The organism is Citrobacter sp. 50677481 (assembly GCF_001463265.1).
Classification (GTDB): domain Bacteria; phylum Pseudomonadota; class Gammaproteobacteria; order Enterobacterales; family Enterobacteriaceae; genus Citrobacter_A; species Citrobacter_A sedlakii.
In genome coordinates, this window is record NZ_LNHZ01000027.1 from 434302 (window position 1) to 458817 (window position 24516).

Sequence of the window (24516 nt, forward strand, 5' to 3'; positions counted from 1 at the left end):
CGATTCTCATTAGTTACAACATACTTTTTTATAGCACAACTTTTCGTCGGCGGCTACAGTGCGGTCGTCGTCAGGCAAGGGATTCTTGCGCGATGGGGGACCGGAGAGGCCAGCTAAAACGAAATTGTGCGCCGCCAAGGTGGCTCACGCCGCAGCTCACCGTCCCCCCCATCGCCATAGCGATGGAGTGGACAATGGCGAGTCCAAGACCGCATCCACCGGTGGCGCGATCGCGGCTGGGGTCCAGGCGCACAAAAGGTTCGAACACCTTTTGCCGGGCATCGGGCGCGATGCCTGGGCCGTCATCCTCGACAATCAACGTTGCGAGGTGTCCGTCCCGCAGCAGGCTAATTTCAACGGTCGTTTTGCAGTAACGCAGTGCGTTATTGAGTAAGTTGTCCAGAACGCGCTCCAGCAGACGCATATCCAGTGCGCCGTAGTGCCCGCGAACGACCTGTGAGAGGGTTAGCGTGCGTTCCGGAGTGACGCTCTGTACGTCTTCAATGTGGGACGTGATCCACGCCGGGAGGTCCGGTTCGCTAAGGTGCAGTTCATTTTGCGGCCTGTCGAGACGGGCATAAGTTAATAGCTCCTCGATCAGCGACTCAAGCTGCCCGATGTCACGATTAAGCGCCAGCGACTCCTGGTGACTGAGGTTTTCGCTCATCTCCAGCCGATAGCGAAGACGCACCAACGGCGTGCGCAGTTCATGGGCGATACCGTCAATCAGCTGTTTTTTACTGGCGATCAGCGCAGTGATGTTGTCAGCCATCTGGTTAAAAGCAATGCCCAGCCGCTCAAAGCTGGAACCGCTGTTGAAGTTCAGTCGCTCGCCCAGATGACCTTTACCGAAACGCTGAGCCGCAGCTTCTAGTCGCAGCATGTCCTGCCAGTGAGGACGCATCCAGATAAACACCGGCAGGGCGAGTGAAATGGCGATGAGCGCCATCAGCGCGATGTCCAGCAGGCGCATCTGATGCAGGTAGTAGAGATAGGGCACCGGACCGACGGCCAGCACGTAGTGGCTGCGCGGAATACGCTGAATAAAGGTGTACTGATCGTCCAGCGCAATAATGTCGCCGCTGCGAAGGCGCTCCATTGAGGACGCGTCCAGCCGGAAGTGGGTCAGCGGTTCAACGCGTAAGTCGAAGGAGAGATTGAGATCCATCTGTTTGATGGTCTTACCCCAGTCACGGGGCGGGATCTCCCGCAGTTCACTGCGCATCAGGTACAGTGAGCTTTTCATCAAATCATCCAGCGACTGCCTTCCGGCGCGCTCGGCGGTGAATTTGTAGACCAGGCCAACCAGCAGGGTCATTACCAGAAAGCAGACAAACAGCAGGAGATAAAACTGCACAAAGAGTTTTTTCATTCCATTCTCCACTCAGTATGCGGTTTCATCATCCCAGGCATGGGGCGCAAACAAGTAACCTTTGTTTCGCACGGTTTTTATGCGATAGGGTTCCGTGGCGTTATCACGCAACTTTTTACGCAGACGTGAAATTGCGACGTCCACGCTACGATCCAGTCCGTCGTAGCTGACGCCGCGCAAATTTTTCAGCAGCGCGTCGCGATCCATAATCTGTCCGGCATGGGTCGCCAGTTCCCATAACAGTTCGAAATCGGCGGTGGAAAGGGAGACCTGTTCGCCGCCCAGCGACACTGAACGGTTAATCGGATCAACCCTCAGCGAGCCAAAGCGTAAAGGGTTGTACGGCGTCGCGCCGCCGCTCTGAATGCCTTTCGCCAGAGTGGCGTGTTCGCTTTGACGTAAATGCAGGCGCAGGCGGGCGAGTAGCACGGCAGGGGGCGTCGTTTTCAGTATGTAGTCGCAGGCGCCCATTTCCAGCGCGAGGATGTGATTCATATCGCTGTCGAGAGAAGTAAGCAGCACAATCGGTCCCTGCCAGCGCCCCTGAATATCACGACATAACGTCATACCGTCTTTGCCGGGAAGCATGATGTCCAGCAGGACCAGATCGGGCTGCACTTCCAGAATACGCGCTTCCGCCTTATCACCGCGCGGCTCAACCACTACGTCAAAATCGTGTTTTGCCAGATAAGCTGCGATGAGCGCGCCAACCTCAGGATCGTCTTCGACAAATACAATTGTGTTCATGCCATTATTGCCAGACTAAAAACGCCAACATACACCGCGGCGCCGCCGCCTTCCATTAATCTTTCCTAAACGGAAGCGCTTCCGTTATGCTAACAGCCGATGTTATTGATGTGTTAAGGCAAGGCAATGGGACTCGTAATAAAAGCCGCTCTCGGCGCGCTGGTAGTGGTGGTGATCGGCTTACTGGCAAAAACGAAAAATTATTATATTGCAGGGTTGATTCCGCTATTCCCCACTTTCGCGTTGATCGCGCATTACATCGTCGCCAGCGAGCGCGGTATCGAAGCGTTAAGAACCACCATCATATTCAGCATGTGGTCGATCATTCCTTATTTTGTGTATCTTCTGTCGCTCTGGTATTTCACCGGGGTGATGAAGCTACCGATGGCGCTCGGCGGGGCGGTTATTTGCTGGTGCCTGAGCGCCTGGCTGCTGATTTTTTGCTGGGTCAGGCTGCACTAACGCAAATGGCGGCCGCCGTCGACGGCGAAACTGCGGCCAGTCACGAAGCAACTGGTCAGCAGATAATCGATTAAATCGATCACCTCTTTTTCACCTGGCGCCGTTTTCATTAACGATTTATTCAGCGCCTGCTGACGGTATTCCGCGTCGTCGCCCTCATTAAATAAAATGAGCGAGGGGGCGATAGCGTTTACTTTTACTTCCGGAGCCAGTTTGCGGGCAAAGGAGCGGGTCATATTGTCCAGCGCGGCTTTACTGGCGGCATAGGCGATATGTTTATCGCTGCCGCGCTCCACCACGTAATCGGTGAAATGAATAATGTCGCTGGCGGCATGACCGTGGCCGCGCAGCATGCCTTCAAGAGCGTGGTTGAGCAGATAGGGCGCATTGACGTGGATCTGTAGCATGCATGCCAGCACGTCGGTCAGGGGCGTACCGGGTTTTTCCGCCATCCATGCGCTGGCGTTATGCACGATTGCCCGTAACCCTGGGGCGCTTTCTTTCACGTTGTCAGCAAAAGCTAACACGCCTTCATTGGTGGAAAAATCGGCCTGAATACAGAGTGCGCCCGCTTTCGCCAGTCCGTCAATCGCCGGATAAGCGGTACGATAGCTGACGATTACCGGCTGTTGCTGATGAATAAAATGCCAGGCGATGGCCAGTCCAATGCGGCGTCCGCCCCCGGTGATCAGAATCGGCAAAGGGTGTTTGTTTCCCATCGAAAGCTCCTTATGCGCCTGCAAGCCAGGCAATTCGCGTTAAACGATGGGATGACAATTACCCCACCAACAGCCAGGTCGCCGGAACCGCAGCAACCAGCAGCAGTCCAATCAAAATCAGTTCCTGACGATTCAGAACAGTATCATGTGTATGCGTTTTACGCGCGTACAGGAACACCAACAGACCCGGCGCGTACAGAACCACGGAAAGCAGCAGGTGCATCGGGCCCGACGCATACAATAACCATAAGCCATAAATGCAGGCTCCGACACCCACGGCCTGGTGCAGGGGACGCGTTGCGATTTTCAGCAGGAACGCGCCTACCAGAAAATAGGGCACCAGAATCATTTCTGATGCAATGGTCAGCAGGGTGTTGTAGTCGGAACCTGTGAGCCAGATCAGCACCAGACACACCTGAACGCAGATGTTAGTCAGCCACAGCGACGCCGACGGCGCGCCCTGGGCATTCTGGCGCGCGAAAATACGTGGAAACGCTTTATGGGTCGAGGCCAGGAACGGCACTTCGGCGGCCATAATCGTCCAGCTGAGGTACGCGCCGCAGACAGAAACAATCAACCCGGCGGCAATAATAATTTCGCCCCACGGTCCCATCATCTGCACCATCAGACCCGCCATCGACGGGTTACGCATTTCGGCCAGATCTGGTCGCGCAACCACGCCCAGCGAGAGCAGGGTGACCAGCAGATAAACGCTAAGCGCAGCAAGTACCGCCAGTAGCGTGGCGCGACCGACGTCCTGTTTGTTGCGGGCGCGGGCTGACACCACCACCGCGCCTTCTACGCCGATAAAGACCCAGAGGGTAATCAACATGGTGTTCTTCACCTGTTCCCAGACAGGAACGCCCAGCGCTATGCCGGTGAAGTCGAGGTTAAACGTATCCAGACGGAACGCCATTATCGCCAACACGACGAATAACCCCAGCGGCAACAGCTTGGCAAGCGTCGCTACCAGGTTGATGCTCGCGGCGGTCTGTACTCCGCGCAGCACCAGAAAATGGACCACCCACAGCAGAACCGAGGCGCCGACGATCGACTGCCAGGTATTGCCATCGCCAAACAGGCGAAGTGCGGGGGTGTCAGTGAAGAAACTGAGCGCTGAAAACACGATGACAAGATAAGAAACGTTCGCGATAACGGCGCAAAGCCAGTAACCCCAGGCGGAGCAAAAACCGATCAGCTCACCGAAGCCTTCGCGGGCATAGGTGAAGATGCCGCCATCCAGGTCGGGACGGATACGGGTCAGAATCAGCATGGCGAACGCCAGCAGTAAGATACCCGCGCCGGTTATAGCCCAGCCAATCAGCAGAGCTGACGGGCTGGCAACAGCGGCCATGTTTTGCGGCAGACTGAACACACCAGCGCCAAGCATCGAGCTTAAAACCAGCGCAGTGAGCGCGCTCAGTCCCAGTTTTTTTTCCATGATTATCCAGTTTCAAAGGAACGGTGGAGAATAATTATTATGGCAAAACGCATAAAAATGGTGAAAGCCACTAAGGCGCGGGATTTTACGGAGAGAAGGGGCTGTATGCAATGTTCGCGGAAAGATTTGTGACTGATTGTGCGAAAAGTCGGCCTGATGGTGTTAATCACTCTTGCCCGGCAGCGCTTTCGCGTACCGGGCCTGTAGGAACTTACTTATACAGATCGGCGCTGATGGTCATATTATTACCACGTTCCTGCCACTGGCGGGTGATGTGATAATACTTGGCGCCTTTCTTCGCCGCACGCTTCGCGACCTGATAAGAGACTTCGGTCATGTTGCTGTAGTTACCGGTGAACTTGATGCTGTCAAACGGCACCATCATTGCCGCAGTGGCCTTGTTCAGTTCTTCGACTTTGGTACCATCCGAAAGTGTGACGGTGTAACGTCCGCCTTTGGTTGACTGGGTTTCAAAGAAGCGGCCTACTTCCGCGCTCGGCGATGCGGTGGTGGCTACGCCCGGGATCTCAACGTTCTTCGCGGCGGCGCCGCCCGCGGCCAGCGCTGCGCGTCCAGCATCAGAATCGGCCGGGATGGCGTCCGGGCTCTGAACGATACGTTTTTTCGCATCTTCTTTATAAATAAACGCGGTAATACGCTGGTTGCCGCCCTGGTTCGCATCAACCTGACGCACGATATAGAAGGAGTAGGCGCCTTTTTCTTTCGCCGCTTTGGTTATGGCGTCATTCACTTCCGGCTGGCTGCGGTAGAAGCCCTGGACCGTTACGGTATCGTACGGTTCCAGCAGAACAGCCTGAGCTTTCGGTAACTCCACTACACCGTTAATTACGCGATTTTTGCTGTCTTCCGCTTTTTCCGCGTCGGCTTTGTAAAGGTCGGCCACAACGCGCCAGTTGCCGCTGTTACCAAAATCGGAGGTGTCTACCACATAAAAAGAGGCGGCGCCTTCTTTATCCGCGCGGCGATTGACGGCTTTGACCGCATCGCCAATCGCGTTAAAACGGCCCGTGACGACAACGCGGTCATAAGGTTTCAGTGCAGCCGCTTGCTCTGGCGTCAGTTCCGTTGCTGCGTTCGCAGAAAAAGCCGTCGCAGAGAGCAGTGCGGACGCCAGGAGAGTGTTCTTAAGCTTCATAAAAATAATCCTTCGCCTTGCGCAAACCAGGTACTGGTATTGTTATTGACTAGAAACGTGGCTGATTATTGCATTTAAACCTGGTGAATGTCTGCGTCATTTTTCAATCAACATAACGAATGCGGTCACAAGGCCGATAACAAAATGTGATATGTCGAAAAAATGGGCGCTTCGCGGCCTAAACTAATGAACAGACAGAATTTCATAAGTTAATTTAATGTTAATTAATTGATCTGCAATGGCGCTAAATCATGTTTTGCCGCTTCGCTTGAGCGAATTATGGGCCTTTGGCAAGGATTTGAAGGTCATTATCCCGGTCAGAGGGCTGAATCGTTCATATTTTGCAGATTACCTAACAAATACTGATTTTTGGCGCTAGATCACAGGCGCTATTTTCAGTACGTTATATGGAGTTTGTTACTGTTTTATTGAGCCGGGGTAAGACTTTACCTCCCGCGTGAAATTGCGTGCGCAACTTCACGATCACTGACAAACCATCATCAAAAATAACGATGGAAGGGAACATTATGCGAATTGGCATACCAAGAGAACGGTTTACCAATGAAACCCGAGTCGCAGCCACGCCGAAGACGGTGGAACAGCTGCTGAAGCTGGGTTTCACCGTCGCGGTAGAGAGCGGCGCGGGTGGACTGGCAAGTTTTGACGATAAGGCTTTTGCTGACGCGGGCGCTGACATTGTGGATAGCAGCGCAGTCTGGCAATCCGAGGTGATTCTGAAGGTCAACGCGCCGCAGGACGATGAAATTGCGTTACTCAACCCGGGCACCACGCTGGTGAGCTTTATCTGGCCGGCGCAAAATCCGGAGTTAATGCAGAAGCTTGCCGAGCGTAATGTGACGGTCATGGCGATGGATTCGGTGCCGCGCATTTCACGCGCCCAGTCGCTTGACGCGTTAAGCTCGATGGCAAACATTGCGGGTTATCGCGCGATCGTTGAGGCGGCCCACGAGTTTGGTCGTTTCTTTACTGGTCAGATTACGGCCGCAGGGAAAGTCCCGCCGGCCAAAGTGATGGTGATCGGCGCCGGGGTGGCGGGGCTGGCCGCGATTGGCGCGGCGAACAGCCTGGGGGCGATTGTCCGCGCTTTCGATACCCGTCCGGAAGTGAAAGAACAGGTCCAGAGTATGGGCGCGGAATTCCTCGAGCTGGATTTTAAAGAGGAAGCGGGCAGCGGCGACGGCTATGCCAAAGTGATGTCCGAAGCGTTTATTAAAGCCGAAAAGGCGCTGTTCGCCGCGCAGGCGAAAGAGGTGGACATCATTGTTACCACCGCGCTGATCCCAGGCAAACCCGCGCCGAAGCTGATCACCCGTGAAATGGTTGATTCAATGAAGGCGGGCAGCGTGATAGTGGATCTCGCGGCGCAAAATGGCGGCAATTGCGAGTACACCGTTGCAAATGAGGTGGTCACTACCCCGAATGGCGTGAAGATTATTGGCTACACCGACCTGCCAGGGCGTCTGCCGACGCAGTCCTCTCAGCTGTACGGCACCAACCTGGTTAACCTGCTGAAACTGCTTTGCAAGGAAAAAGACGGCACGATCAATGTCGATTTCGACGACGTTGTGGTGCGCGGCGTGACGGTAGTGCGTGACGGGGAAATTACCTGGCCTGCGCCGCCGATTCAGGTTTCCGCGCAACCTAAAGCCGCGGTGAAAGCCGCGCCGGAAGTGAAAGAGCCGGAGAAACCGGCGTCGCCGTGGCGTAAATATGCGCTGATGGCGCTGGCGATTATTCTGTTCGGTTGGCTGGCTGATGTCGCGCCAAAAGAGTTCCTCGGTCACTTTACCGTATTCGCGCTCTCCTGTGTGGTGGGTTACTACGTCGTGTGGAATGTCTCCCACGCGCTGCATACTCCGCTCATGTCCGTGACCAACGCTATTTCCGGGATCATCGTGGTGGGCGCGCTGTTGCAAATTGGCCAGGGCGGCTGGGTGAGCTTCCTCAGCTTTATCGCGGTGCTGATTGCCAGCATTAATATTTTCGGTGGCTTCACCGTGACTCAGCGCATGCTGAAAATGTTCCGGAAAAACTAAGGGGTAACACATGTCTGGAGGATTAGTTACAGCTGCATACATTGTTGCCGCGATCCTGTTTATTTTCAGCCTGGCGGGGCTTTCAAAACATGAAACGTCCCAACAGGGAAATAACTTCGGTATCGCCGGGATGGCGATTGCGCTGATTGCCACGATCTTCGGCCCCGATACCGGCAACGTCGCCTGGATCCTGGTGGCGATGATCATCGGTGGCGCGATTGGTATTCGTCTGGCGAAGAAAGTCGAAATGACCGAAATGCCCGAGCTGGTGGCGATACTGCATAGCTTTGTTGGCCTGGCTGCGGTGCTGGTCGGCTTTAACAGTTATCTGTATCACGAAGCGGGCCTGGATCCAGTTCTGGTGAACATCCATTTGACGGAGGTGTTCCTGGGTATCTTTATCGGCGCGGTGACCTTTACCGGGTCCGTTGTCGCGTTTGGTAAGCTGCGCGGGAAGATCTCTTCTAAACCGCTGATGCTGCCGAACCGGCATAAAATGAACCTCGCGGCGCTGGTCGTGTCTTTCCTGTTACTGCTCGTTTTTGTCCGTACCGAGAGCGTCGGTTTGCAGGTGCTGGCGCTGCTGGTGATGACCATCATCGCCCTGGCGTTTGGCTGGCATCTGGTGGCCTCCATCGGCGGCGCGGATATGCCAGTCGTCGTTTCAATGCTGAACTCCTATTCGGGCTGGGCGGCGGCGGCGGCGGGCTTCATGCTGAGCAACGATCTGCTGATTGTGACCGGGGCGCTGGTTGGTTCTTCCGGTGCGATACTGTCATATATTATGTGTAAGGCGATGAACCGTTCGTTCATTAGCGTCATTGCAGGCGGTTTCGGCACCGATGGTTCGTCATCTGGTGGTGACGAAGAAGTCGGCGAGCACCGTGAGATCAGCGCGGAAGACACCGCAGAAATGCTGAAAAACTCGCACACCGTGATCATCACCCCCGGCTACGGTATGGCGGTGGCGCAGGCGCAATATCCAGTGGCGGAAATCACTGAGAAGCTGCGGGCACGCGGCATCAAGGTCCGTTTCGGTATCCATCCGGTCGCCGGACGTTTGCCTGGCCATATGAACGTTCTGCTGGCCGAAGCCAAAGTGCCTTATGACATCGTGCTGGAAATGGATGAAATCAACGATGATTTCTCCGATACCGACACCGTGTTGGTGATTGGCGCTAACGACACCGTCAACCCGGCGGCGCAGGACGATCCGGGCAGCCCAATTGCCGGCATGCCGGTACTGGAAGTCTGGAAAGCGCAGAACGTTATCGTCTTTAAACGCTCAATGAACACCGGTTATGCAGGCGTACAGAATCCGCTGTTCTTCAAAGAGAACACCCATATGTTGTTTGGCGATGCCAAAGCCAGCGTGGATGCGATTCTGAAAGCGCTTTAAGATATGGGGCGCCTGATGCCACTGTGTTTATCAGGCCCACCGATCTCCTGACGGCCTCTGCGGAGGCCGTTTTCTTTTACTGGTTTACGCTTTATTCACATCGCTAAGCAGAATGGCGATGCTCTGTCCGGCAACGGTTTGTTCAAGGGCAATCTTCACGATAATCGTCAGCGGCACTGAAAGCAGCATGCCTACCGGGCCCAACAGCCAGCCCCAGAAAATCAACGACAGAAATACCACCAGCGTCGATAGACCAAGTCCCCGACCCATAATGCGGGGTTCCAGAATGTTACCAAACACGAGGTTAATCATCAGATACCCCGCCAGTACGACCAGCGCGTCGTACAGGCCGCCAAACACCAATACCTGCGCGATTGGCGGGATCGCTGCCAGCACGGAACCGATATTGGGAATATAGTTTAGCGCAAACGCCAGCAGTCCCCAGACGAACGCGAAACGCACCTCAAGCGCTGCCAGCATTGCCCACACCACTAAGCCAGTGACGATGCTGATGGCGGTTTTAAGCACCAGATAATGCGACACGCTGTCAATCGCGCGCTGTATTGCCGCCATGCCTTCCACCGGGCGGGTCATTATCTGCTGGAATTTTGTGGGCAGTTGCGGAACCTCCAGCAGCATAAATACCACCGTCAGCAGAAGCAGAAAAATCGACGACATGGCATTGGACAACTGCGCCAGCAGATTGGTCACCAGCGTCATCGCCGCATTCGGATCGATATACTTCACCAGTTCATCAACGGAAACGCCAATGCCTAAACGAACCAGCCAGGGTTCGAGATTTTTTAGCGGAACGACCAGCGAGGAACGATACTGCGGCAATGTGCGCGCCAGTTCGTTTAATGAGGTTCCAAGATAAGCCAGTAGCAAAACCATCGCCATCACGATGATTAACACCAGTATTGAAACGGCCATCACGCGCGGAACGCGCAGTTTTACCATCCGCTGCACCAGCGGATTGAGTACCACAGCAAGAAATATCGCCAGAATAAACGGGACGATAATATCCGCCGCGAAGCGAATGCCAGTAAGAATGATCACCAGCATGCCGAGCATAATAACGATCTTTAAACCGTTCAGCGTAATGATTGGCTTAGCCATGCGTTTTCCTGAAATTTTTGTCTTGCCGGATATAATAATGTGATTTCTGTCGCGTCGTCCTGGCAGAAATCAAACGGGGAGGGTAAAGAAGTGAAAAGGTTTTGAGTTAATTCTTAGGCTGTGGTACAAATCAGGCGTGTTCAACTACCGAGGACAATTATCATCCGCGATGACGAGAAGCAACACTGCGGATAATTGTAATATTATGGACAATATGTTCAGGACGTTTTTTTCCACCCAGACTCTTTTACGCACGTCTTCCTCTTTCCTGCTTGCCGGTGAGCAGCACTGGCGCAACGCGCTTTAGTCCCTTTCTTCTGCTTACGCTCGCGTCATGCGCTGAGCTGACTGTTTTTATTTTCAGGTTTGCTGCCTTCAGCAAGCCCAATGGATTATATTCTCAAGCAGGAGAAGCATCATGTTTTACTGGATTTTATTAGGCCTGGCCATTGTGGCAGAAATTACCGGGACGCTGTCGATGAAATGGGCAAGTGTTAGCGATGGCAACGGCGGATTTATTTTGATGCTGGTGATGATTACGTTGTCATATATTTTCCTCTCATTTGCCGTAAAAAAAATCGCCCTCGGCGTCGCCTATGCGCTGTGGGAAGGTATTGGCATTTTGTTTATTACGCTGTTCAGCGTGCTGCTATTTGACGAAGCGCTCCCGGCGATGAAAATTGCGGGGTTGACGATGCTGGTGCTGGGGATTGTGCTGATTAAATCCGGCACCCGTAAGCCACGCCGCACGACGAAGGAGGTGAACCATGCAGCAGTTTGAATGGGTTCATGCCGCGTGGCTGGCCGTGGCGATCGTGCTGGAAATTATGGCTAACGTCTTTTTAAAATTCTCTGACGGTTTCCGGCGTAAATTCTACGGCATTCTGTCGCTGGCCGCCGTATTAGCGGCGTTTAGCGCGCTCTCCCAGGCGGTAAAGGGCATTGACCTGTCGGTAGCCTACGCGCTGTGGGGCGGTTTTGGTATCGCCGCGACGCTGGCTGCCGGTTGGATTCTGTTTGGTCAACGTTTGAACCCTAAAGGATGGATTGGCGTTGCGCTACTGCTGGTCGGTATGGTGATGATTAAACTTGCCTGATGTTTGCCGCCCGCCTCGCGCGGGCGGCGTTGTCTTATGGCTGTTCAGCCAGCGCATCCAGCTTATCGCGAAAGCCGGTCACCGAAATGGCGCGATTATCGGCCCGCCAGCGGTCTTTGGCCGCAGGGGCTGAACTCTGTACGCCAATGAGCTGCCAGCCCGTCGCCGTTTTAAGCATCAGCGGAGAACCGCTGTCACCGGGAAGGGTATCACACTGATGCGACAACACCGCCTTTTGCGCCCAGCCGGTGACGATACAGTCCTGATGGGAATAAAGCGTGTTGAGATGATCTTCCGGGTAGCCTGACTGGGTGACTTTACGTCCGGCTTCTTTCAGCGCTGCGGTCAGGGCGTCTTTATCCCCGTCGAATAAAGGTAATGGCGTGATTCCAGAGGGGGGATAACGCAGTACGATCAGACCAAAATCCCATGATGCCGCGGCAGGGGGGACAATCCAGCCATCGCCATCGGCTTTCAGACGCTTACCCAGCCCCGGATCAACCCGACCTTCAATCCCGTGAATTTCGTAACGCCAAATCCCTTTTTTGGACACAAAACGCAGCACGACGGCTTTATCCGGTGTGCCTCTGGGCGGGGTTAATAAACAATGTCCGGCAGTGAGCGCCAGGTGTGGCGAGATAAGCGTGGCGGTGCAAAGATTGCCGCTGGCGGTTTCGAGTTGGCCAATCGCATCCCACGGCGCATCGGTTGGATCCTCAACCGGAACACGATCGTCCTGACCGAAAAATAGCGTTTTGACTTCACTGGTATCGGCTTGCGCGTCAGGTTTGTCCGCATACGCCATACCCGATGTAAAACAAAACGAGCCCAGTAATACAGCAACGGTTTTACGCATATCACACTCTGGTGGGTAATTATGATTATTAAAAGAAAACCCTCAGTAAATACTATAGACGTAACGACGGAGAAGTGAGAGGAAAATCAGCGAACTACGATCAGGCGAACCAGAAGCGGATAGCGATAAGCGCGCAGAAAATTAATGAAATAAGAATGACCTCAAAACGATAACGACCCACGCTGAAGCCCTCCGAAGAAAGGCGCTGAACAGGGCGTCCAGCGCCAGCATACGTTAGCGCAAAGGGGCGCGCCGACGTTTTAACGGGAATTATGCTGCAGGCTGGGCAGCCGGTTTAGCGGCTTGATGCCTGGCGGTATTTTTGCTGTGCTTTTTAGCCGCTTGCGCTTTTTGCTCTGGCGCTTTCTGTGGGGCCGCTTTGTGATGCTTTTTAGTATGAGTGGTTTTCGCCGGGGCGCTTTGCGTTGCCGGAGCGGGAGAGGTTGCCGTCTCTGCCGCAAACGCGGCGGAAGACAGACCCATAGCAGCGGCAACAACCAGAGCTAATACGTTTTTCATTTTCATACCCTCGATTTGGTTTTTCATTCAACCCCACTGCGGGGCCGTTGAAAATACTTTATCGCTGATAATCGAGGACGTCCGTGAGTCATTGGTATCGGCGTGTAACCCTATGTACAGCGCAATTCTACCAGGTCAAACGTGCAGACGGCGATGCAGGCGCAGACCGACAACAATCGCCAGCACCAGCATAATAGCGATAAACCCACCGACGCCGTTCCAGCCGTAATTGTGCCAGAATACGCCGCCCAGCGTCCCGGCGATGCTTGATCCTACATAGTAGCTGAACAGATACAGAGACGACGCCTGACCTTTTGCGCGGCGGGCGCGCGGACCGATCCAACTGCTTGCCACTGAGTGGGCGGCGAAAAATCCGGCGGAAAAGAGCAGCATACCGGTGAAAATCAACCAGAGTGAACTGAAGAGGGTCATCAACAGGCCAACCAGCATTACGCCCGTAGAAACCACCATGACCGGACCTCGCCCGTAGCGGACGGTCATGGCGCCCGCCTTCGGCGAACTCCAGGTGCCGGTCAGGTAGGCGACCGACAGCAGGCCGACCACCGCCTGACTCAGTTCCCAGGGGGACAGCATCAGCCGATAGCCAATATAGTTAAACAGGGTGACAAAGGATCCCATCAACAGAAAGCCTTCCGCGAACAGCAGCGGCAGCCCGCGGTCACGCCAGTGCAGGCGAAAGTTGATAAACAGCGACTTAGGCCGTAAAGAGGTCGGGCGGAAATGGCGCGATTCCGGCAGGATTTTCCAGAACATCAGGGCTGACGCGAGGGCGAAACAGCCAATCGCGGCCAGCGCAATACGCCAGCTGAAAAAGTCTGTTACCACACCGCTGATCAAGCGCCCACTCATTCCGCCGATGGAGTTTCCGCTGATATAGAGCCCCATGGAAAAAGCGACAAAACTGGGGTGAATCTCTTCGCTCAGATAGGTCATCCCAACCGCCGCCACGCCGCTGAGCGAAAGACCAATCAGCGCACGCATGATCAGAATGCCGTGCCAGCTTGTCATCAGGGTTGACAGCAATGTACAGCAGGAGGCCAGTAGCAGGGCGGTAACCATTACCGGCTTACGGCCAATCGCGTCTGACAATGGACCGGTAAACAGGAGGCCAACGGCCAGCATTCCGGTAGAAATCGACAGTGAAATACTGCTGCTTGCAGGCGACACGCCAAACTCGTGAGAGAGCACGGGAAGAATAGGCTGTACGCAATAAAGCAGGGCAAAGGTCGCCAGACCTGCCGAGAACAGCGCCAGCGTGACGCGCATGAAGGAGGATGTCCCCCGTTTGATAAACTGAACCGGCTGAGAAATGCGCTGTGGTTCAATGTCGCCTGCCGACGCGTCACTGACCGTAGTTGTACGACTCACTTGAAATCCTTGCTCAATAGCCCCGTGACGAAAAGGGACGGGCGCAACCCTGACGATCAGGGTAGGAAAATCTCAATATTCTGTCTAATATATTAATTATCTCAAATAATATGTTAAAGATATGAATATTGAGTTACGTCATCTGCGCTATTTCGTGGCTGTTGCAGAAGAACTTCACTTTGGACGCGCCGCCGCCCGTCTGAATATTTCGCAGCCGCCGCTAAGTCAGCAAATTCAGATGCTGGAACAGCATGTTGGCGCGCGACTGCTGGCGCGTACCAATCGCAGCGTGGCGCTGACCGCGGCGGGCAAGCAATTCCTCGCAGACTGCCGTCAGATCCTCGCGCAAGTGGACGATGCCGCCGCTCGCGCGGCGCGGCTCCATCAGGGAGAAGCGGGGGAGTTACGCATCGGCTTTACCTCCTCTGCGCCGTTTATCCGCGCCGTCTCCGATACGCTGTCCCTGTTCCGCCAGCATTATCCTGACGTGCACCTTCAGACCCGGGAGATGAATACTCGCGAGCAGCTCACGCCGCTTGGCGAAGGGGCGCTGGAGTTGGGGCTCATGCGCAACACGCCGCTACCGGAAACGTTACAATACGAAGTGATCTTGCATGAACCTTTAATGGCCATGATTCCGCGCGCGCACCGACTGGCGCAAAAACCCGTGGTGACATTAGCAGAACTGGCAAAAGAGCCGTTTGTCTTTTTCGACCCGCATGTCGGCACGGGCCTTTATGACGACATTCTCGGGTTAATGCGCCGCTATAATCTTTCTCCGGTCATTACGCAGGAGGTGGGGGAAGCGATGACCATCATCGGCCTGGTTGCCGCAGGTTTAGGCGTCTCCATTCTTCCGGCGTCGTTCAAAAAGGTGCAGCTTAATGAAATGTGCTGGGTGCCGCTGGCGGAAGAAGATGCCGTTTCCGAAATGTGGCTGGTCTGGTCCCGCCACCGTGAACACAGTCAGGCAGCGATCCGTTTTCGCCAGCAGTTACTTCAGGCAGTGAGAAGCGCTTAAATTAATTTAATAACGGCTAAAAATGTGCGGTAAATCACACGGCTAAGTAAAAAGTTGACGTTGCGTATTGAAGTACTTCACCATAGCCTACAGATTATTTCGGAGCGCGAAAATAAAGGGAGTCAGAGGTGGTTGCTGATAGTCAGCCTGGGCACATCGATCAAATAAAGCAGACCAATGCGGGCGCGGTTTATCGCCTGATTGATCAGCTGGGGCCGGTATCGCGTATCGACCTTTCTCGTCTCGCGCAGCTTGCGCCAGCCAGTATCACCAAAATTGTCCGTGAAATGCTGGAAGCGCATTTGGTTCAGGAACTGGAAATCAAAGAGGCCGGAAGCCGGGGCCGACCCGCGGTAGGGCTGGTGGTGGAGACCGAGGCCTGGCACTATTTATCTCTGCGTATCAGCCGGGGCGAAATCTTTCTCGCATTACGCGATCTCAGCAGTAAGCTGGTCGTCGAAGAGTGTCTGGAACTGCCGCTTGACGACGAACAGCCGTTACTCGAACGTATCATCACGTTGATCGACCAGTTTTTCATCCGTCATCAGCAGTTGCTCGAACGCCTGACCTCTATCGCCATTACTCTGCCCGGCATTATCGATACCGAAAATGGTATCGTGCACCGGATGCCCTTTTATGAAGATGTGAAAGAGATGCCGCTGGGGGAAGCGCTTGAACAGCACACCGGAGTGCCGGTGTACATTCAGCATGACATCAGCGCATGGACGATGGCGGAAGCCCTGTTTGGCGCGTCTCGCGGCGCGCGCGATGTGATTCAGGTGGTCATTGACCATAACGTTGGCGCAGGGGTCATCACCGACGGGCATTTGCTACACGCAGGGAGCAGTAGCCTGGTGGAGATCGGGCACACGCAGGTCGACCCTTACGGTAAACGTTGCTACTGCGGCAACCACGGTTGTCTGGAAACCATCGCCAGTATCGAGAGCGTACTTGAGCTGGCCCAGCTTCGTCTGGGGCAGTCGATGAGTTCCACGCTGCACGGGCAGCCGCTCACCGTGGATTCACTGTGTCAGGCCGCGCTACAGGGCGATCTACTGGCAAAAGATATTATCGCGGGCGTCGGGGCCCATGTGGGGCGCATTCTGGCGATCATGGTGAATTTATTTAACCCGCAAAAAATACTGATTGGCTCGCCGCTGAGCAAAGCCGCTGATGTGCTGTTTCCGGCCATCGCAGACAGCATTCGGCAGCAGGCGCTACCCGCCTACAGCAAAAATATGGTTGTCGAGAGTACGCAGTTTTCTAATCAGGGCACCATGGCCGGCGCCGCACTGGTAAAAGACGCGATGTATAACGGTTCTTTACTGATTCGTCTATTACAGGGTTAACATTTTTGATTTGATCTACCAAAATTTGCGCTAACGCAAGCTGAGCTATTCTGGCATACCTTAGACTTTCTCCACTGTATTATTTTCCTGGCTTATATTTTCGAAGCATAACGGTGGAGTTAGTGATGCTGAAGCGTTTCTTTATTACAGGTACAGACACTTCTGTTGGGAAGACGGTGGTTTCCCGCGCATTACTACAAGCGTTAGCGTCGGGTGGTAAAAGCGTGGCTGGCTATAAGCCTGTCGCCAAGGGCAGTAAAGAGACCCCGGACGGTCTGCGCAATAAAGACGCGTTGGTGCTGCAGAGCGTCTCTACGCTGGACTTGCCCTATGAAGCGGTGAATCCCATCGCGCTGAGCGAAGATGAAAGCAGCGTCGCCCACAGTTGTCCCATCAATTACACCCTGATTTCTGACGGGCTGGCCAGCCTGACTGAAAAGGTCGATCACGTTGTGGTAGAAGGCACCGGCGGCTGGCGCAGCCTGATGAACGATCTGCGTCCGCTCTCCGAATGGGTGGTTCAGGAACAGCTTCCGGTACTGATGGTGGTGGGCATTCAGGAAGGGTGTATCAACCATGCGCTGCTGACAGCCCAGGCGATCGCCAATGACGGCTTACCGTTGATCGGCTGGGTCGCTAACCGCATCAACCCGGGCCTCGCGCACTACGCCGAAATTATCGACGTGCTGAGCAAAAAACTGCCCGCGCCGCTGATTGGCGAGCTGCCTTATCTGCCGCGCGCTGAGCAGCGTGAACTGGGTCAGTACATTCGCTTGTCAATGCTCGGCAGCGTGCTGGCGGTAGATCGAGTCGTGGCGTAAGGTTCGCGACAGCACCGAGGCCAGTACACAGGCTATCAACAAGCCGGGGAGCAGTCGATACTCTCCGGTCATTTCACAAATCATCAGCGCCGACATTACGGGCGCATGCGTTGTCGCTGCCAGCAGCGTCGCCATTCCCGTTAAGCCTAACAAGACCGCCAGTTCGTCGGAACCGGGAAGCCACATTCCCCAAAGGCGTCCAACAAACATCCCTACGGCCAGGCCGATAAACAGCGTCGGGGTGAATACGCCGCCAGGCGCGCCGGAACCGCTGCTGGCCAGCACCGCGAGCAGCTTGCAAAGAAAAATCCCCATGACAACCGCCATCAGCGGCGGCGAAAGCAGAAATGACTGCACCACGCTGTAGCCGTTGCCCCATACCGTTGGCGTGAGCAGGGAAAGTAAGCCGACGATGAGCCCGCCCAGCGCCAGCTGCCACGGCGGTGACAGTCTGAGCAGAAGAAATGCGCGGTGGCTGGCAGACATCAACCCCATCAACAGGGGACCGCAAAGACCGGCAAGCAGGCCTGTGCTGACGATCAGTCCGTACTCGGTAAGATGCAGCGACCGCGACAGATGAACCGTGTAGAGCACATCGTTACCCCCGTTCAGCGCATGGGTGATCAGCAGCGCTACCACGGCGGAAACAACGACCGGACCGAGCGACGCCAGCATCAACGTACCAAACAGGACTTCCGCAATAAACAGGCTGCCCGCCAGCGGGGCGTGATACGCGCTGGCCATACCTGCCGCCGCGCCGCAGGCGATCCACAATTTCCACTCGTGCTGAGGCGCGAACCGGCGGGCAAAGCAGGAGGCCGCCAGCGCGGCCAACAAAATCATCGCCCCTTCACGACCAATCGCGCTACCGCTGGCGACCACCAGTAGCGAAGCCAGGGATTTGATTAAGCTCGCGCCATAATCAAACCGACCGTCGGTTTGCAGGGCTTCCATATAGTCAGTGGGCGCGTGCGGCCGCAACTGGCTGCGCTTTTGCCATCCCCACAGCAGCAAACCGGCCGCCAGTCCTCCCAACGCTGGCGTCAGGACGCGTCGCCAGGGTGACAGACCCGTCGCGGCGTTGACCAGACTGCCGCTGTCATTGCTGAGAAATACCCATTCCAGCAATAGCATCGCATGACGGAAGCAGGCGACCGCCAGCGCGGCGAAGATGCCGACGAGGGCGGCAAAGCACAGACGGCGAAACATGGCGCGTAGATCGGGCCAGGCATGAAGACGATGCATAAACGGTTACAGGAAGTCTGAAACCGTCTATTTTGCGGGGAAAAGGGCACAGAAGCAAAAGCCGTGAGTGCGAAAAGGGGGAGCCTGATCAGCAACCCTCTGTCAGGCTACGCGGTTAATGACTGTCGTGGATGTTCAACGCCCGGCGGGTGCGTCCCGAACTCAGGTAATCGGCAATATAGTCCTGGGAAATTTCACCGTTGTAGCGGCCGTCTTCATCGACAATGGGCATCCAACTGGTGTTACTCTCGTACAGACGCGACAGCACGATACGCAGGTTATCTTCCGCCTTTCCGGTGATGCGGAAGGGATGAATGATATCCGAACAGACCCCGATGGCGTTCCGCGCTTCCCGGCGCTTGACGAAGCCCACGGGTTTTCCGTCGGCATCCACCACGGTGATCGCGCGAATATCGTTATCGTCCATGATGGCAAAGGCCTCCTGCAGCGGGGTAGTGGGACGCGCCGTCAGCGTCGGCTGCTGATCGGTGACATCCCCCGCTGAAACCAACAGCAGACGTTTAAGCGTTCGGTCCTGGCCGACAAACGAGCCGACAAACTCGTTAGCCGGCTTCGCCAGCAGTTCATCCGGGCTGGCGCACTGGACGATTCGCCCCTGCCGGAAAACCGCGATCCGATCGCCGAGCTTCAGGGCTTCATCAATATCATGACTCACCAGCATAACGGTCTTTTTCAACGCGCGCTGCATTTCCAGAAACTGGTTTTGGATCACTTCCCGGTTAATGGGGTCAACGGCGCCAAACGGTTCATCCATCAGCAGTACCGGCGGATCGGCTGCCAGCGCGCGGATCACGCCGATACGCTGCTGCTGCCCCCCGGACATCTCTTTTGGATAGCGGTGAAGGAATTTCTTCGCATCCATTGCCACCATATCCATTAACTCCTCCGCGCGTCGTTGACAGCGGGCCTTGTCCCAGCCCAGCATCCTCGGCACCACGGTGATGTTCTCTTCAATCGTCATGTTCGGGAACAGGCCGATTTGCTGGATCACGTAGCCAATATTGCGGCGCAAGGTGACAGTATCCATTCCGCTGGTGTCTTCGCCGTTGATCAGGATATTGCCGCTGCTGGGCGTGATCAGGCGGTTGATCATTTTCAGCGTGGTGGTTTTGCCACAGCCTGACGGCCCCAGCAGAACGCACATTTCGCCTTCCGGAACGTTCAGATTAACGTTATCTACCGCCTTCAGCGGTTGGCCCTTCTTCTGGGAAAATTGTTTGGTGAGGTTTTCCAGTTTTATCATTATCGAATCCCCTTTGGTGTCAGAACGACCTGCAGGCGATGCAGTAGCCAGTCCAGCACAATCGCTAAAATACAAATCAACAACGCACCGGCGATCAACATGCGAATATCGCTGCCGCCGATACCGTTTAATAACAGTAAACCCAGACCGCCCGCGCCAATCACGGCGGCGATCGCCATTACGCCAATGTTCATGACCACAGCGGTGCGAATACCGCCAAATATCACCGGCAGCGCCATCGGAATTTCAACCCAGCGCAGGCGCTGCCAGAAGGTCATGCCGATACCGCGACCGGCCTCGCGCAGCCCCGGCGGCAGACTGTCCAGCGCCGTATGGGTATTGCGCACGATTGGCAGCAATGAATAGAGGAATACCGCGGTAACGGCGGGTAACGCGCCGATTCCCTGACCGATCAGCGAAAAGAGCGGGATCATTAAGCCAAACAGCGCAATAGACGGGATGGTGAGCATCAGGGTCGCGAAGCTGAGTACCGGCGTGGCCAGCCATTTGTGGCGAACAATCAGCACGCCCAGCGGTACGCCAATCACTATTGCCAGGCCGACGGCCAACAGCACCAGCCATAAATGCTGGAAGGTAAGGCTGGCGAGATAGCCCGCGTTATCAATCATGAAATGAATCGTGTCCATATTGGCTCCTTACAGCAGCTTTTTCTGTTGCAGGAATTCACGCGCGACCTGCTGAGGCGACTGATGATCGATATCCACTTTCGCATTGAGCGTACTTATTACGTCGTTGTTCAGTAGAGCGGAAAGGGTATTCAACGCCTCTTCCAGTCCCGGGTTGGCATCAAGAATCGGTTTGCGCACCACCGGGGTGACCGCGTAGCTGGGGAAAAAGCCTTTGTCGTCTTCCAGAACTTTCAGATCGAACCCTTTTACTCGCCCATCGGTGGTATACACCAGGCCTGCGTCAACAAAACCATCGCGAACGGCGTTATAGACAAGACCAGGATCCATCTGCCGGATCTGTGGGCGGTCCAGATTCATCTGGTAAGCCTGCTGTAAAGGTTTCATACCGTCGCTACGACCGGCAAATTCAAGGTCGAGGCCCAGTAGCCAGTTTTTATCCGGATCGGTCTGGCGAATGTGGTCAATTTTCGCCACCATTTGGGACATCGTGGTGATGTTTTCCGCCTCGGCGCGTTTGCGCTGCATGGCAAAGGCGTAGGTATTATTCATATCGGCGGGTTTCAGCCAGACCAGACCTTTCTCTGCATCCAACCGCTTCACCGTGTCGTAGGACTCCTGCGGCGTCATCCGTTTATCGATACGGTTGAAAATGATCAGCGAAGTGCCGGTATATTCCCAGGTCACATCAATCTGGTTGTTGACCATGGCGTTACGCGAAATCACGGCCGCAATATTGGTACGAGGCTCAACCTGAAAGCCTTTCTTTTGCAGATACAGCACCGTCATCGCTGACAGAATGTGCTGCTCGGTAAAGCCTTTCGTGGCGAGGACGATCGGGGCGGCTTGCGCCTGCGCGCTGAAAATCAGCACGCAGGCAAGCCAGCCCAACAGGTGTCTTTTAATCTTCATTTAGCGCTCCATGTACTTATCATTGTCTTCAGGCCGTGTGCGGACTCAGGTCCCGGCCAAGCCATGCGAGCAGGCTGTCGAGGATCAGGGCGAAAAGCGCCGTGGCGGTCGCGCCCAGAATAAGCGTCGGGAAGTCGTTCAGGTAAATACCGGGGAAGATCAGCTCGCCGTAGCTGCTGGCGCCAATCAGAAAGGCCAGCGGGGCGGTACCGACGTTAATGGCCGTGGCGATCCGGATCCCTGAAAGCATGACCGGCCATGCGTTCGGCAATTCCACCTGCCACAACCGCTGCCATTTGGTCATGCCAATGCCGTTCGCTGCTTCAATCAGCGAGGCCGGGACGGAGCAGAGGCCCGCGTAGGTGTTACGAACGATGGGCAACAGCGAAGCCAGGAACAGCGCGACGATCGCCGGAATATCGCCGATGCCGATAATCACCATGGCGAGCGCCAGCACAGCCAGCGGAGGCAGGGTGTTGCCGACATTAAAGATCTGCATGACGTATTCGGCAATGCCTTTGGCGGCTGGACGACTCAGTAAAATGCCGCTCGGGATCCCCACCAGCAGAGCCAAAAACATTGAACTGAACACTAAGAACAGGTGCTGTTTACCGAGATACAGCAGATCGACCTGTCGGGCCTGAAGCGTGTCGAGGCCGACTCCCCAGACCACCAGCGCCAGCACAATGATAATGGCGAAAGTGAAGGCGGCGACGCGTTTTAACGCGGAAGTGTGCATTGCGGTGTGTCTCCCTGTTTGCATGCGTTATGGCAGCGGGTTGCCGCTGCGTGTTGTTATGCCATGTATCGGCAGGGTGTTTTGAGCTATAGCAACAGGGGGAGAAGGTCGCCAGTCAGACGGCGTAAAAAGTGAACCAGGCTGCTGATCTGTAAGGGGGATCAGGCCTTATGGCGCAACGGGTGGTTCACTCTGTAAAGAATTGTCTTAAAAGCGGCAATAAAAAGTGACGTTGTCACAATTGTGTTAGGCCGGAAGCGCCATCCTTCTGCTTTCCGGCCAGCGTAAAGTGAGGATTTATGCTCACCGATACAGTTTTTTCACGGCCACCGGTACGATCAGCGTCGACTGCCAGTCGGCAAGGGTCAGACGCGCCAGCTCGCCGACGGCCTGGTAAAACGGATGTCCGGCATTGTCGATAAAAACATCGAGAAAGCGCGACGACCATGGCAACAGATGCCACGCCAGCAGTTCGGCGCACTGCGTATGGCGCCCGTTTTCTGCCAGCCAGGCGGCGAGAAGCAACAAGGCGCCAAAATGATCTTCCGGCTCATTTTGCTGCATCGCAAAGTGAATCCCGTTGTCGCGCATCCACTGGCGCAGGGCCAGCGTGGAATCACCAAACAGCACATTTTCACGATCCAGCCAGACGGAACCCCACGGTGGCGAAGGCAGCGCGTAAGGTCCGACAAACAGACGCTGCCATGCCTGCGCCAGCGTTTCTTCCGCGTCGCGCTGAAGCAACTGACCGAGAGACGCAAGCTTATGCGCGGGCAGCGGCCACTGGGCCTGCCACTCTTCTGTTTTTAATAATGCGACCAGCGGCGCGGCCTCATTGCTGTCCGGCGCATAGTAAAACAGCGCGCCCAGTACCCGCGCCGTCATAGCGAAATCGTCACGTTGCGTAAATTCAGTCATTAACAGTATCCAACAATGCAGGTGTATTGCACGATGCGTGCATCAGTGGGCGAGAGTGTACCTGTTCAGGCGCGGCGGGTATTAATCCAAATCAAAAGGACGTTACCCACCAGGAAAGGCGGGTAACATCGGGTCGCATTATTGCGGTTCGGCGCTGGCGCCATCCTGCGAAGGCGCAGTATTTGCCGGTGCATTGCCGCTGCTGGTGCGGGTATAAAGAATTTTGTGGGTGTCGTTGGCGCAATGTCCGACGACCTGGGAATCCGGCTGGTCAGCCTGATCGTTTGGCACAATGCTGAGCGTAAAATTCGCTTCCAGCACGCCGTTATTAATGATGCGCTGTTCAATATCGCTTTTAACGCGTTCGCACGAGTTCGGAACCGCAAAAACCAGCGGGGACGCGCTCAACAATAAACACGTCAGTATTCCTCGGGTGACTTTCATCATCTGCTCCTTTTATGAGATGCGCTAAAATAAGCATAGCACCCTTAGTGTAAATAACTGTATTTGCTAATATGATTGGGAATCATCCATGGTTGACGGGGAATGTGTGAAAAAACAGTGCCTTTTTTTGCTTTGCGGCCTTGTGCTGGCAGGATGCGACAATAACACGCTGCCGCTTTCTTTTACGCCTGAAATGGCCAGCTTCTCAAATGAGTTCGACTTTGACCCGCTGCGGGGCCCGGTGAAAGACTTCAGCCAGACATTACTCAATGAAAAGGGCGAAGTGGCGAAACGGGTAAATGGCTCGCTTTCTGAGGAAGGCTGCTTTGATACGCTGGAGTTGCACGACCTGGAAAATAATACCGCTGTTGCCCTTGTTCTGGATGCTAACTATTACCGCGACGCGGAAACGCTGGAAAAGCGGATGCGCCTGCAAGGGAAATGCCAGCTAGCGGAGCTGCCCTCTGCGGGTGTGGTCTGGGACACCGATGACAATGGGTTTATTGTCACCGCCGTTGGCAAAGAGATGAAAGTACATTATCGCTATGATTCCGAAGGGTATCCACTGGGTAAAACCACCGTGACGAAAGATCAGACATTATCGGTGGAAGCGAAACCTTCATCGGACCCGCGTAAGAAGCTCGACTATACGGCAGTAAGTCTGCTGAACGATCGCCCGTTAGGCAATGTGAAGCAGACCTGCGACTACGACAGTCACGCCAATCCTACAGATTGCACGCTGGTGATTATCGATCAAAGCGTCAAGCCTGCCGTTGAGCATAACTACACCATTAAAAATACCATCGATTATTACTGACCTTGC

General features: G+C 55.0%; 25 protein-coding genes. 9 read left to right on the forward strand and 16 right to left on the reverse strand.

Annotated features, from left to right (window positions below; translation table 11 throughout):
* Positions 1-70: 70 nt before the first annotated feature.
* Entirely contained in the window at positions 71-1372 is a 1302-nt protein-coding gene (rstB, locus tag APU02_RS07855; RefSeq protein WP_060569720.1) for a two-component system sensor histidine kinase RstB, read from the reverse strand.
* A 12-nt stretch (positions 1373-1384) separates the two neighbouring features.
* On the reverse strand, positions 1385-2119 hold the full coding sequence (rstA, locus tag APU02_RS07860; protein WP_042282841.1) for a two-component system response regulator RstA: 735 nt from the start codon (positions 2117-2119) through the stop codon (positions 1385-1387).
* A 126-nt stretch (positions 2120-2245) separates the two neighbouring features.
* Between rstA and APU02_RS07865 the strand changes: the two genes are divergently transcribed.
* Positions 2246-2581 carry a GlpM family protein gene (locus APU02_RS07865; RefSeq protein ID WP_060569721.1) on the forward strand — a complete coding sequence of 112 codons (336 nt, stop codon included), beginning with the start codon at positions 2246-2248 and terminating at the stop codon, positions 2579-2581.
* Here the strand turns inward: APU02_RS07865 and folM are convergent.
* The 3 genes from folM to ydgH all read right to left on the reverse strand — a co-directional run bounded on the left by folM (position 2578) and on the right by ydgH (position 5897).
* Positions 2578-3300, reverse strand: a complete 723-nt coding sequence (gene folM / locus APU02_RS07870) for a dihydromonapterin reductase (RefSeq protein ID WP_060569722.1) — start codon at positions 3298-3300, stop codon at positions 2578-2580. The genes APU02_RS07865 and folM overlap by 4 nt on opposite strands.
* A 58-nt stretch (positions 3301-3358) precedes the next feature.
* Positions 3359-4741, reverse strand: coding sequence for an amino acid permease (locus APU02_RS07875; protein ID WP_042282848.1), 1383 nt, complete (start codon positions 4739-4741; stop codon positions 3359-3361).
* 211 nt (positions 4742-4952) lie between these two features.
* On the reverse strand, positions 4953-5897 hold the full coding sequence (gene ydgH / locus APU02_RS07880; RefSeq protein ID WP_042282850.1) for a DUF1471 family protein YdgH: 945 nt from the start codon (positions 5895-5897) through the stop codon (positions 4953-4955).
* A gap of 527 nt (positions 5898-6424) precedes the next feature.
* Here ydgH and pntA point away from each other — a divergent pair.
* Positions 6425-7954 (forward strand): Re/Si-specific NAD(P)(+) transhydrogenase subunit alpha, encoded by a 1530-nt coding sequence (gene pntA / locus APU02_RS07885; protein WP_060569723.1) that lies wholly within the window; start codon positions 6425-6427, stop codon positions 7952-7954.
* Positions 7955-7964: 10 nt separating this feature from the next.
* Positions 7965-9353, forward strand: coding sequence for a Re/Si-specific NAD(P)(+) transhydrogenase subunit beta (gene pntB, locus APU02_RS07890; RefSeq protein WP_042282855.1), 1389 nt, complete (start codon positions 7965-7967; stop codon positions 9351-9353).
* Between the two features lie 84 nt (positions 9354-9437).
* On the opposite strand, the gene APU02_RS07895 is transcribed toward pntB, so the two are convergent.
* A complete protein-coding gene (locus APU02_RS07895) occupies positions 9438-10472 on the reverse strand; it encodes an AI-2E family transporter (protein WP_060569724.1) in 1035 nt (344 codons plus the stop codon).
* Positions 10473-10887: 415 nt separating this feature from the next.
* Here APU02_RS07895 and mdtJ point away from each other — a divergent pair, with 415 nt between their 5' ends.
* Both mdtJ and mdtI read left to right on the forward strand, forming a co-directional pair.
* Positions 10888-11253, forward strand: coding sequence for a multidrug/spermidine efflux SMR transporter subunit MdtJ (gene mdtJ, locus APU02_RS07900; protein ID WP_120714877.1), 366 nt, complete (start codon positions 10888-10890; stop codon positions 11251-11253).
* Positions 11240-11569, forward strand: a complete 330-nt coding sequence (gene mdtI, locus APU02_RS07905) for a multidrug/spermidine efflux SMR transporter subunit MdtI (protein ID WP_042282862.1) — start codon at positions 11240-11242, stop codon at positions 11567-11569. Before mdtJ ends, mdtI begins: the two co-directional genes overlap by 14 nt.
* A gap of 34 nt (positions 11570-11603) precedes the next feature.
* Here mdtI and APU02_RS07910 read toward each other — a convergent pair whose 3' ends face one another.
* From APU02_RS07910 to APU02_RS07920, 3 genes are all read right to left on the reverse strand, one after another.
* Positions 11604-12425, reverse strand: coding sequence for a serine protease (locus APU02_RS07910; RefSeq protein WP_042282864.1), 822 nt, complete (start codon positions 12423-12425; stop codon positions 11604-11606).
* Positions 12426-12695: 270 nt separating this feature from the next.
* The gene (gene asr / locus APU02_RS07915; protein WP_120714881.1) at positions 12696-12944 is read right to left on the reverse strand and encodes an acid resistance repetitive basic protein Asr; all 249 of its coding nucleotides are present in this window, start codon (positions 12942-12944) and stop codon (positions 12696-12698) included.
* Between the two features lie 135 nt (positions 12945-13079).
* Complete coding sequence (locus tag APU02_RS07920; RefSeq protein WP_060569726.1) at positions 13080-14333, reverse strand: MFS transporter; 1254 nt, start codon at positions 14331-14333, stop codon at positions 13080-13082.
* Positions 14334-14454: 121 nt separating this feature from the next.
* Between APU02_RS07920 and APU02_RS07925 the strand changes: the two genes are divergently transcribed.
* The 3 genes from APU02_RS07925 to bioD all read left to right on the forward strand — a co-directional run bounded on the left by APU02_RS07925 (position 14455) and on the right by bioD (position 17524).
* Complete coding sequence (locus APU02_RS07925; protein WP_060569727.1) at positions 14455-15354, forward strand: LysR family transcriptional regulator; 900 nt, start codon at positions 14455-14457, stop codon at positions 15352-15354.
* Between the two features lie 128 nt (positions 15355-15482).
* The gene (gene mlc, locus APU02_RS07930) at positions 15483-16703 is read left to right on the forward strand and encodes a sugar metabolism global transcriptional regulator Mlc (protein ID WP_042282872.1); all 1221 of its coding nucleotides are present in this window, start codon (positions 15483-15485) and stop codon (positions 16701-16703) included.
* Between the two features lie 125 nt (positions 16704-16828).
* Entirely contained in the window at positions 16829-17524 is a 696-nt protein-coding gene (gene bioD, locus APU02_RS07935; RefSeq protein WP_042282874.1) for a dethiobiotin synthase, read from the forward strand.
* Here bioD and clcB read toward each other — a convergent pair.
* The 7 genes from clcB to APU02_RS07970 form a co-directional block, all read right to left on the reverse strand.
* Positions 17480-18769 (reverse strand): voltage-gated ClC-type chloride channel ClcB, encoded by a 1290-nt coding sequence (gene clcB, locus APU02_RS07940; RefSeq protein WP_060569728.1) that lies wholly within the window; start codon positions 18767-18769, stop codon positions 17480-17482. The genes bioD and clcB overlap by 45 nt on opposite strands.
* A gap of 115 nt (positions 18770-18884) precedes the next feature.
* A complete protein-coding gene (gene osmV, locus APU02_RS07945; RefSeq protein WP_060569729.1) occupies positions 18885-20033 on the reverse strand; it encodes an osmoprotectant ABC transporter ATP-binding protein OsmV in 1149 nt (382 codons plus the stop codon).
* Entirely contained in the window at positions 20033-20680 is a 648-nt protein-coding gene (gene osmW / locus APU02_RS07950; RefSeq protein WP_042282879.1) for an osmoprotectant ABC transporter permease OsmW, read from the reverse strand. The genes osmV and osmW overlap by 1 nt, the downstream gene beginning before the upstream one ends.
* Positions 20681-20689: 9 nt before the next feature.
* Positions 20690-21592, reverse strand: coding sequence for an osmoprotectant ABC transporter substrate-binding protein OsmX (osmX, locus tag APU02_RS07955; RefSeq protein ID WP_060569730.1), 903 nt, complete (start codon positions 21590-21592; stop codon positions 20690-20692).
* Between the two features lie 28 nt (positions 21593-21620).
* Positions 21621-22331: an osmoprotectant ABC transporter permease OsmY gene (gene osmY, locus APU02_RS07960; protein ID WP_060569731.1), complete on the reverse strand. Its 711-nt coding sequence runs from the start codon at positions 22329-22331 to the stop codon at positions 21621-21623.
* Between the two features lie 303 nt (positions 22332-22634).
* Positions 22635-23249 (reverse strand): Tat proofreading chaperone DmsD, encoded by a 615-nt coding sequence (gene dmsD, locus APU02_RS07965; RefSeq protein ID WP_060569732.1) that lies wholly within the window; start codon positions 23247-23249, stop codon positions 22635-22637.
* Positions 23250-23387: 138 nt separating this feature from the next.
* A complete protein-coding gene (locus APU02_RS07970; RefSeq protein ID WP_082636797.1) occupies positions 23388-23696 on the reverse strand; it encodes a DUF1161 domain-containing protein in 309 nt (102 codons plus the stop codon).
* Between the two features lie 85 nt (positions 23697-23781).
* Here APU02_RS07970 and APU02_RS07975 point away from each other — a divergent pair, with 85 nt between their 5' ends.
* Positions 23782-24510 carry a YnfC family lipoprotein gene (locus tag APU02_RS07975; protein WP_060569734.1) on the forward strand — a complete coding sequence of 243 codons (729 nt, stop codon included), beginning with the start codon at positions 23782-23784 and terminating at the stop codon, positions 24508-24510.
* Positions 24511-24516: the final 6 nt, after the last annotated feature.

Excerpts from the sequence above, each read along its gene's own strand:
- APU02_RS07925 (WP_060569727.1), top strand. The coding sequence starts at position 14,455 with ATGAATATTGAGTTACGTCATCTGCGCTATTTCGTGGCTGTTGCAGAA.
- ydgH (WP_042282850.1), bottom strand. The coding sequence starts at position 5,897 with ATGAAGCTTAAGAACACTCTCCTGGCGTCCGCACTGCTCTCTGCGACG.
- rstB (WP_060569720.1), bottom strand. The coding sequence starts at position 1,372 with ATGAAAAAACTCTTTGTGCAGTTTTATCTCCTGCTGTTTGTCTGCTTT.
- asr (WP_120714881.1), bottom strand. The coding sequence starts at position 12,944 with ATGAAAAACGTATTAGCTCTGGTTGTTGCCGCTGCTATGGGTCTGTCT.
- bioD (WP_042282874.1), top strand. The coding sequence starts at position 16,829 with ATGCTGAAGCGTTTCTTTATTACAGGTACAGACACTTCTGTTGGGAAG.
- APU02_RS07910 (WP_042282864.1), bottom strand. The coding sequence starts at position 12,425 with ATGCGTAAAACCGTTGCTGTATTACTGGGCTCGTTTTGTTTTACATCG.
- APU02_RS07875 (WP_042282848.1), bottom strand. The coding sequence starts at position 4,741 with ATGGAAAAAAAACTGGGACTGAGCGCGCTCACTGCGCTGGTTTTAAGC.
- clcB (WP_060569728.1), bottom strand. The coding sequence starts at position 18,769 with ATGCATCGTCTTCATGCCTGGCCCGATCTACGCGCCATGTTTCGCCGT.
- APU02_RS07970 (WP_082636797.1), bottom strand. The coding sequence starts at position 23,696 with ATGATGAAAGTCACCCGAGGAATACTGACGTGTTTATTGTTGAGCGCG.
- osmW (WP_042282879.1), bottom strand. The coding sequence starts at position 20,680 with ATGGACACGATTCATTTCATGATTGATAACGCGGGCTATCTCGCCAGC.
- dmsD (WP_060569732.1), bottom strand. The coding sequence starts at position 23,249 with ATGACTGAATTTACGCAACGTGACGATTTCGCTATGACGGCGCGGGTA.
- folM (WP_060569722.1), bottom strand. The coding sequence starts at position 3,300 with ATGGGAAACAAACACCCTTTGCCGATTCTGATCACCGGGGGCGGACGC.
- osmV (WP_060569729.1), bottom strand. The coding sequence starts at position 20,033 with ATGATAAAACTGGAAAACCTCACCAAACAATTTTCCCAGAAGAAGGGC.
- APU02_RS07895 (WP_060569724.1), bottom strand. The coding sequence starts at position 10,472 with ATGGCTAAGCCAATCATTACGCTGAACGGTTTAAAGATCGTTATTATG.
- APU02_RS07975 (WP_060569734.1), top strand. The coding sequence starts at position 23,782 with ATGGTTGACGGGGAATGTGTGAAAAAACAGTGCCTTTTTTTGCTTTGC.
- mdtI (WP_042282862.1), top strand. The coding sequence starts at position 11,240 with ATGCAGCAGTTTGAATGGGTTCATGCCGCGTGGCTGGCCGTGGCGATC.
- APU02_RS07865 (WP_060569721.1), top strand. The coding sequence starts at position 2,246 with ATGGGACTCGTAATAAAAGCCGCTCTCGGCGCGCTGGTAGTGGTGGTG.
- pntA (WP_060569723.1), top strand. The coding sequence starts at position 6,425 with ATGCGAATTGGCATACCAAGAGAACGGTTTACCAATGAAACCCGAGTC.
- osmY (WP_060569731.1), bottom strand. The coding sequence starts at position 22,331 with ATGCACACTTCCGCGTTAAAACGCGTCGCCGCCTTCACTTTCGCCATT.
- osmX (WP_060569730.1), bottom strand. The coding sequence starts at position 21,592 with ATGAAGATTAAAAGACACCTGTTGGGCTGGCTTGCCTGCGTGCTGATT.
- rstA (WP_042282841.1), bottom strand. The coding sequence starts at position 2,119 with ATGAACACAATTGTATTTGTCGAAGACGATCCTGAGGTTGGCGCGCTC.
- pntB (WP_042282855.1), top strand. The coding sequence starts at position 7,965 with ATGTCTGGAGGATTAGTTACAGCTGCATACATTGTTGCCGCGATCCTG.